Below are 7,603 nucleotides of genomic sequence, written 5' to 3'. Positions count from 1 at the left end.
CCCTCCGCATGCCCCACGATGCTCAATGGGATGATCTGTGTGGAGTTTTCATAGAACTTTTGACGCTACCTATATAAGATGATGGAATAAGCTACTTCTTATACGTTTTCCAAAAAGAAAATGTTTCTTTTTTATTGATCCATAATAAAAATTTTACTAAAATATTTACTAAAGGTATATTTAGGGGGTATCATTCATGATCACCAATTTAATAAAAACGTTTACTGAATTATTTGGAGACGGAAATGAAGAAATTCGTATTTTCTTCGCGCCTGGCCGCGTCAACTTAATCGGCGAGCATACCGACTATAACGGCGGGCATGTGCTGCCGTGCGCGCTGCAAATTGGTACGTATGCGCTTGTGCGAAAAACAGCACATTCGTTTATTCGCTTTTACTCAAAAAATTTTCCGGAAACAGGGGTCATTACCGTATCTTATGACGACCTATCCTACCAAGACAAGCACGGATGGGCAAATTATCCAAAGGGAGTTATTGCTGCGTTTCAATCGTTTTATCCGATCGAGACGGGACTTGATATTTTGTATTACGGAACAATTCCGAACGGTGCCGGGTTATCGTCTTCCGCTTCGATTGAATTAGTTACGGCGGTGATGATGAATGAGTTATTCGAGCAGCATATCGATATGCTCGAACTTGTGAAAATGAGCCAAAAAGTAGAAAATGAATATGTCGGCGTCAACTGCGGCATTATGGATCAATTTGCCGTCGGAATGGGAAAGCGAAATCATGCGATTCTCTTAAATTGCCAAACGCTGGCATACCGCTATATTCCTGTGGCGTTCAATCATTGTTCGATTGTCATCGCAAATACGAATAAAAAGCGCGGTTTGGCCGATTCAGCGTATAACGAACGAAGATCGACGTGTGAAGCTGCGCTTTTGAAATTAAAGGAGCATCTAAATATCGAATCGCTTGGCGAGCTGACAAGCGAGCAATTAGAACAGTATGATCACCTTCTTTCTCCAATCGAACAAAAGCGGGCACGCCATGCCGTGACGGAAAATGAACGAACGATAGAGGCGGCTACTGCGTTGGAAAAAGGAGATTTGGCGCGCTTTGGCGAGTTAATGAAACAATCCCACATTTCGCTGCGCGATGATTATGAAGTGACAGGATTAGAGCTTGATACGCTTGTTGAAGCGGCGTGGAACCACGAAGGGACGATCGGCGCCCGCATGACTGGAGCTGGTTTTGGCGGCTGTACCGTAAATATTGTAAAAGATGAGTTTATTCCTTCTTTTATTGAGCAAGTAGGGAATGAATATGCGAAAAAAATTGGCTATGAAGCTAGTTTTTATGTTGTGAAAATTGGTGATGGAGCGAAAGAAATAACGGGAGAAAAGGAGATGAGCGTATGATTCTTGTCTGCGGCGGCGCAGGCTATATCGGCAGCCATGCGGTATATCGCTTAATCGAAAAGGGAGAAAAGGTCATTGTTGTTGACAATTTGCAAACAGGGCATCGGGAGGCCGTCCATCCGGAAGCGATCTTTTACGAAGGCGATATTCGCGACCGCGCGTTTTTGCGCGAAGTGTTTCGAAAGCATGATATTGATACGGTCATCCACTTTGCCGCTAATTCCCTTGTCGGCGAAAGTATGCAAGAGCCGCTCAAATATTACGATAATAACGTTTACGGTACGCAAGTATTGTTAGAAGTAATGAACGAGTTCGGAGTGAAACAAATCGTCTTTTCCTCGACAGCGGCGGTGTATGGGGAACCAAAACAAATTCCAATTGTGGAAACGGATCCAACGCTGCCAACCAACACATATGGAGAAACGAAATTGGCGATGGAAAAAATGATGAAATGGGTCGATCGTGCTTACGGAATTCGTTACATCTCTCTTCGTTATTTTAATGTCGCGGGGGCATACGGGACGATCATCGGCGAAGACCATAATCCGGAAACGCACTTAATCCCGTTGATTTTAAAAGTGCCGCTTGGGAAGCGGGAAGAGATTCATATTTTTGGAGATGATTACGATACGCCTGACGGTACATGCATCCGCGATTATATTCATGTTCTCGATTTAGTCGACGCCCATATTTTAGCTGTTGAAAAATTGCGAAGCGGTGCGGAAAGCAACGTTTATAATTTAGGAAACGGCAGCGGATTTACCGTAAAAGAAGTCATCGAAGCTGCCCGAAAAGTAACAGGCCATCCGATTCCGGCACGCGTCATGGCGCGGCGCCCGGGAGACCCGGCGAAGCTCGTCGCATCCTCGGAAAAAGCAAAACGTGAACTCGGCTGGGAGCCGAAATATACATCGATTATTGATATTGTCGCTTCCGCATGGGAATGGCATCAAGCGAAACCGAACGGATATCGGGGTGTGTGACGGTGGCAGACATTTTTGAAGCGTTAGAACAGCTTATCCAATACGGGATCGCAAACGGACTGATTCATCGTGAAGATATCGTTTACACGCGCAATCGCCTGTTGGCGGCGCTGCAGTTAGAGGAGTGGAAACCAGTGGAGGTAAAGGATGTGTCCTTTGCCTCTCCTTCACCGATATTAGAGGCCATTTTAGATTGGGCGTACGAAAATGGCCGCATCAAGACGAATACAACGACAGAGCGGGATATATGGGACGCCAAGCTGATGAACTGTTTAATGCCGCGTCCATCCGAAGTGATCCGTGAATTTTATGCCAAATACAATAAAGACCCGAAACTAGCAACCGACTGGTTTTATTCTCTTAGCAAAGCCTCCAACTACATTCACACAGCGCGGATTGCGAAAAATAAACAATGGAAAACGAAAACAGAATACGGAGAGATTGATATTACGATCAATTTATCCAAACCAGAGAAAGACCCGAAAGAAATCGCCAAATTAAAAGACGCGCCGGCATCTTCGTACCCAAAGTGCGTGCTATGCAAAGAAAATGAAGGATATGAAGGAACGTGGCATCATCCGGCGCGCTCTAATCATCGCGTCATTCCTCTTACGTTATTAGACGAGAAGTGGTATTTCCAATATTCTCCATATGTGTATTACAATGAACATTGCATCGTGTTCCATGCTGAGCATGTGCCGATGAAAATGGAACGAAAAACATTCGCGCGCTTACTTGATTTCATCGAAAAATTTCCGCACTATTTCATCGGCTCGAACGCTGATCTGCCGATTGTCGGCGGCTCGATTTTAGCGCACGATCATTTTCAAGGCGGAAACTATACGTTTGCGATGGAAAAAGCAGAGATAGAAGAATATATCTCTTTTCCTTCTTTTCCGTCACTCGCGGCAGGGATCGTCCGCTGGCCGATGTCAGTCATTCGCCTTCGCGGCAAAAAAGAGGAAGTGCTCGAAGCGGCTGATGTCATTTACCGAACGTGGCAAACGTATAGTGATCCGAGTGTCGATATTTATGCCAAAAGCGGCACTACTCCGCACAACACCGTCACGCCAATCGCCAGACGGCGCGCCGGTTTGTTTGAAATGGATATCGTTTTGCGCAATAATCGGACATCACGTGAACATCCATACGGGATTTTTCATCCTCATGAAGAATTGCATCATATTAAAAAAGAGAATATCGGTTTAATTGAAGTGATGGGGCTTGCCGTTTTACCTGGAAGACTTGCGAAAGAATTGGACATATTAGCACAATATCTTATTCAACATACGAAAAAAGAGGATTGGGACCCAGCGTTGTTAAAACATTGGGACTGGTATGAAGAAATTCGCAGCAGATATACAGACATTACGAAAGAAACCGTGTTGGATATTTTACAGCATGAGGTAGGGCAGCGATTTATTACCGTATTAGAACACGCTGGTGTTTTTAAACGAACCAAGAGAGGAAAACAAGCATTTCGTACTTTTTTACGGAAAGTGCAGGAGAAGTTGTCATGATTCGGGAAGGAACGTTCAAAGGACTAAAAAGCATCATTTTGGAAAACAATTACATAAGAGCCGTGTTTTTGCCGGAGTACGGCAGTAAACTCGCTTCGTTAATCGATAAAGAAACGAATAAAGAATGGTTGTTTCAAGCAAAAAGCGATACGCTCACCATACCGAGTTACGGCGCTGTTTTTAGCGACTATGATTCTAGTGGATTCGATGAAGTATTTCCAAGCATCGATGCTTGTTTTGATCCTGTAACGGGAAAGCCGATTCCTGATCACGGAGAAGTATGGGCGCTTCCGTGGGAATATCGTTTGGAAGGGGAGACGGTTGTTTTTACTGTCAAAAGTCCTGTTTTCCCATATACGATGACAAAGCGAGTTTGGTTAGAAGTGAATCGACTTTGTTTTGATTATGCGGTCACCAATGATGGCGACACACGATTTTACTTTATTTGGACCCCTCATGCGCTTTTGCGATGTGACGAATATACAAAAATCATCGTTCCTGACAGTTTGACCAGCGTAATGACCGTCGAACATCAGACGGAACATCTTGGCGAATGGGGAACGATTCATCCGTATCCCGTTACGATTTCGCGAAAAACCGGGAAACCGTTGGATTTATCAAAAATGGAGCCGCCATCTGCGAACAACTGTGAGAAATTTTATTTTACCGAGCGCGTCCCGAAAGGAATGTGCGGAATCGTTCAAGAAAATACAGGACGCAAACTAATGTACCACTATCCAGCGGAAAAAATTCCGTATTTAGGAGTTTGGAAAACGCAAGGTGGCTATCGCGGCGACTATAATTTGGCGCTCGAACCATGCACCGGAGTGTACGATAATTTGTCTGTCGCTTATGCCATTCGGAAAGTTTCATTTGTGGAAGCAAAAGGTGTATTTACATGGTGGTTCCAAATAGAAATAGGGGCAGAATGATATGATCTAGAACATTGGCAAAGAAAATTTATTGTAAAAACATATGGAGGAAGGGATCTATTTCACCAATGGCGACGTTAAAAGAAATTGCGGAAAAAGTCGGCGTATCTGTTGCTACTGTATCACGCGTTCTTAATTATGATACAACCTTATCGGTATCGGATGAAACGAGAAAGCGCATTTTCGAAGTAGCTCAACAATTGAATTATAAAACATTGCGGGAACGCAGCCAACAAACGAAAGAACGATTTCGATTTGGGCTTGTTCATTGGTATTCGGAACGGCAAGAACTTGATGATCCGTATTACATGGCGATTCGCTTAGGGGTAGAAAAAGAATGTTTTGAACGGCAAATCGAGCTGGTAAAGTTGTTTAAACAAAACGGCTCCTATCCAGAGGAGCGGATGGAAAATTTAGACGGAATTATTGCGGTTGGAAAGTTTGGGCCAAAAGATGTCAGTGCGTTTGCGGCAAGCACTAAACATATCGTGTTTGTAGATTGTTCGCCAGATGAGCAAAAATTTGACTCCGTTGTCATTGATTTAAGGAAATCAACGATTACCGTGTTAGACTATCTTCTTCAACTCAGCCACAAAAAAATCGGCTATATTGGCGGGCGCGAATATGTAGACGGACAAACACTTCTTCATGATGAGCGCGAAGCAACGTTTTACGAATATTTATACTTGAAAGGAATATATGATTCGCGATATGTATGGACAGGGAGTTTTACCGCTGAAGACGGCTATCGATTAATGAAACAAGCAATCTCTGCAAAAGACATTCCAACCGCGTTTTTTATCGCCAGTGATTCGATGGCGATTGGGGCGCTGCGCGCGCTTCATGAAGCGCAAATTCCAGTTCCTGATGATATATCTATCGTCGGATTTAATGATATTCCGACCGCCAAATTTATCCACCCGCCATTAACAACGGTAAAAGTGTATACAGAGTTTATGGGAGAGACGGCGGTAGAATTGTTAGTAGAGAGACTAACGACGAAGCGAACCATTTGCAAAAAAGTGGTTGTGCCAACAAAACTCATTGTTCGAGAAAGCAGTCAAGTTTGTTCAAAAGGGAGCTGTTCAATGTAGCAGCTCCCTTTACTGCATTAGTGAAATTCGATATCAACGCGCTTTTTCGGACTAGATGTTGTTTTTGGAATATGGATATCGAGCACACCATTTTTATATGTTGCTTTAATGTTATCTGTTGCTGCATCCGATGGCAGCGTAATGGAACGTTGAAAACGGCCGAAAAAGCGTTCGCGGCGATGCATTTGTTCTTCTTTAATGTTTTGGTCTCGCTGGATGGTGCCGCTAATCGTTAAAATATTGTTGTGTACGTCGATGTGCACGTCTTCTTTTTTCTCTAGACCAGGGAGATCGCACGATACGACATATTCGTTTTCCGTTTCATGCATATCCATGCGCGGCATCCCGATATGGTCATCCATATGGGTGAAAAGAGAAGGGAAATCGGTTGAAAAAAATCGGCTAAGGTCCTTGCGCATTGTTTCTAAATGGCGAAATGGATCATAAGGGATTAAAGACATAAACAGCGCCCTCCTTTGGATCGTTAATATATTTGTCATCAAATAGTTTGTTTTAGGCAGCGCTGTTTTATACAAAGATTCTGTGAAAGGTTATTGTATAAAGAATGGGACTCCCAAATACGGAAGCCCCTTTACGCTTTTTATATAACCGACTCGCCCATTCGTTTTATTAGGACTAAATGTTTTATCTTAAACGAAATGACCTTACTATAAAAAAGCCCATCGAACCGAAAAGGACTATAAGAAATAGAGCTAAATCCCAAGTCCCGAAAGCTATATCGTGTCCATATGCTATTTTTACATCTTTCCAAATGCTGTAAGATATATAAATTAGTATTTCATTTTTTACAACGTTAATTACTCAATTAACAAATCGATTGGCTGCAGTCGTTTCGTTTTTAATTACTTCTTAGCCAAGTGGAATGAAGCCTATGAACAAACAGGTAAAGTTCTAACCTATAACATTTGTGCCAATCAGTTAAACCAATTGAAAAAGGAATTGGAATGGTTAAAAGAGGTCGATTCTACCGCACTTCAAAATGTGCTAAAACATCTGGACGATTTTCAAAAAACAGAATAACGTCCACGCTTCAAAAGCAAAAAATCCTGTTTACAAATTTGCTCCAATTGTGGATATCAAAACAAAGAAGTCAAAACCCTAACCTTGCGGGTGTGGACATGTTCGAATTGTAGAACACATCATGACCGAGATGTAAACACCGCAAGAAATATCTTACAAGAAGGTATGAGATTAATCACTGCTGGACCGGCGGATTGAGCTCGGTCCATTTCTCTTCGGTAGAAGGGATTACCCAAGAATCCCCTGCCTTTAGGCACGGGGGGTGGTCAATTGTTCCATCACATTTATATGAATATGAATTAAAGATAATTTTTCTTGTTCTGATAGATTTGAGTTTATAATTCTTTTGATTGCATAATAAAATTTTATTTCAGGAGACTGACGTGTACGAGGATGAGACATTTCATCACGTAGTTCTTTCGCGATCGTTTCATAAAGAAGTGATTGGCTTTCTTGTTCATTCAGTTTTTCTGTTGTTAGGGAGCGATTTTTCCATAGGCTTTGATATGCTTCTAACAATACGGAAAATGAATGTTCCATTATATATTACTCCTTCCTTCGAATAAATGAATGGGTTGTGGCCGTTTCAGGGGTGTCAAAAAAATATTTTTCGACAAAGTTTCTAACATTATTTCTTAAATATGTGTATATC

8 protein-coding genes and 1 pseudogene are annotated in these 7,603 nt (G+C 42.4%); 7 read left to right on the top strand and 2 right to left on the bottom strand.

The annotated features are described in order from the left end of the window. Window positions 1–196 precede the first annotated feature (196 nt). The 5 genes from DCC82_RS11565 to DCC82_RS11545 all read left to right on the top strand — a co-directional run bounded on the left by DCC82_RS11565 (window position 197) and on the right by DCC82_RS11545 (window position 5,910). Entirely contained in the window at window positions 197–1,381 is a 1,185-nt protein-coding gene (locus DCC82_RS11565; RefSeq protein WP_097354670.1) for a galactokinase, read from the top strand. Beyond that, window positions 1,378–2,364: a UDP-glucose 4-epimerase GalE gene (gene galE, locus DCC82_RS11560; protein WP_097354669.1), complete on the top strand. Its 987-nt coding sequence runs from the start codon at window positions 1,378–1,380 to the stop codon at window positions 2,362–2,364. Before DCC82_RS11565 ends, galE begins: the two co-directional genes overlap by 4 nt. Before the next feature lie 2 nt (window positions 2,365–2,366). Beyond that, window positions 2,367–3,884 carry a UDP-glucose--hexose-1-phosphate uridylyltransferase gene (galT, locus tag DCC82_RS11555; RefSeq protein ID WP_097354668.1) on the top strand — a complete coding sequence of 506 codons (1,518 nt, stop codon included), beginning with the start codon at window positions 2,367–2,369 and terminating at the stop codon, window positions 3,882–3,884. Continuing rightward, entirely contained in the window at window positions 3,881–4,816 is a 936-nt protein-coding gene (locus tag DCC82_RS11550) for an aldose epimerase family protein (protein ID WP_097354667.1), read from the top strand. Before galT ends, DCC82_RS11550 begins: the two co-directional genes overlap by 4 nt. 68 nt (window positions 4,817–4,884) lie before the next feature. Further along, complete coding sequence (locus DCC82_RS11545; protein WP_097354666.1) at window positions 4,885–5,910, top strand: LacI family DNA-binding transcriptional regulator; 1,026 nt, start codon at window positions 4,885–4,887, stop codon at window positions 5,908–5,910. A gap of 17 nt (window positions 5,911–5,927) precedes the next feature. On the opposite strand, the gene DCC82_RS11540 is transcribed toward DCC82_RS11545, so the two are convergent. Further along, on the bottom strand, window positions 5,928–6,371 hold the full coding sequence (locus tag DCC82_RS11540) for an Hsp20/alpha crystallin family protein (protein ID WP_062752630.1): 444 nt from the start codon (window positions 6,369–6,371) through the stop codon (window positions 5,928–5,930). A 340-nt stretch (window positions 6,372–6,711) separates the two neighbouring features. Here DCC82_RS11540 and DCC82_RS11535 point away from each other — a divergent pair. Beyond that, window positions 6,712–6,948, top strand: a pseudogene (locus DCC82_RS11535) (helix-turn-helix domain-containing protein); the annotation flags it as partial. Between the two features lie 39 nt (window positions 6,949–6,987). Continuing rightward, a complete protein-coding gene (locus tag DCC82_RS18745) occupies window positions 6,988–7,149 on the top strand; it encodes a zinc ribbon domain-containing protein (protein WP_082798155.1) in 162 nt (53 codons plus the stop codon). Window positions 7,150–7,200: 51 nt separating this feature from the next. Here DCC82_RS18745 and DCC82_RS11525 read toward each other — a convergent pair whose 3' ends face one another. Then, a complete protein-coding gene (locus tag DCC82_RS11525; RefSeq protein ID WP_015864218.1) occupies window positions 7,201–7,491 on the bottom strand; it encodes a hypothetical protein in 291 nt (96 codons plus the stop codon). Between the last annotated feature and the right edge of the window lie 112 nt (window positions 7,492–7,603).

Origin of the sequence: Geobacillus sp. LYN3 (assembly GCF_003064505.1) — a bacterium.
Taxonomy (GTDB): Bacteria; Bacillota; Bacilli; order Bacillales; family Anoxybacillaceae; genus Parageobacillus_B; species Parageobacillus_B toebii.
Note: the sequence above shows the minus strand (reverse complement) of the source record. Positions and strands in the feature narration are given on the sequence as shown.

Bases quoted from the DNA above. Each gene is read 5' to 3' on its own strand.
- DCC82_RS11545 (WP_097354666.1), top strand. From the start codon at position 4,885: ATGGCGACGTTAAAAGAAATTGCGGAAAAAGTCGGCGTATCTGTTGCT.
- DCC82_RS11565 (WP_097354670.1), top strand. From the start codon at position 197: ATGATCACCAATTTAATAAAAACGTTTACTGAATTATTTGGAGACGGA.
- DCC82_RS11550 (WP_097354667.1), top strand. From the start codon at position 3,881: ATGATTCGGGAAGGAACGTTCAAAGGACTAAAAAGCATCATTTTGGAA.
- galE (WP_097354669.1), top strand. From the start codon at position 1,378: ATGATTCTTGTCTGCGGCGGCGCAGGCTATATCGGCAGCCATGCGGTA.
- DCC82_RS11525 (WP_015864218.1), bottom strand. From the start codon at position 7,491: ATGGAACATTCATTTTCCGTATTGTTAGAAGCATATCAAAGCCTATGG.
- DCC82_RS11540 (WP_062752630.1), bottom strand. From the start codon at position 6,371: ATGTCTTTAATCCCTTATGATCCATTTCGCCATTTAGAAACAATGCGC.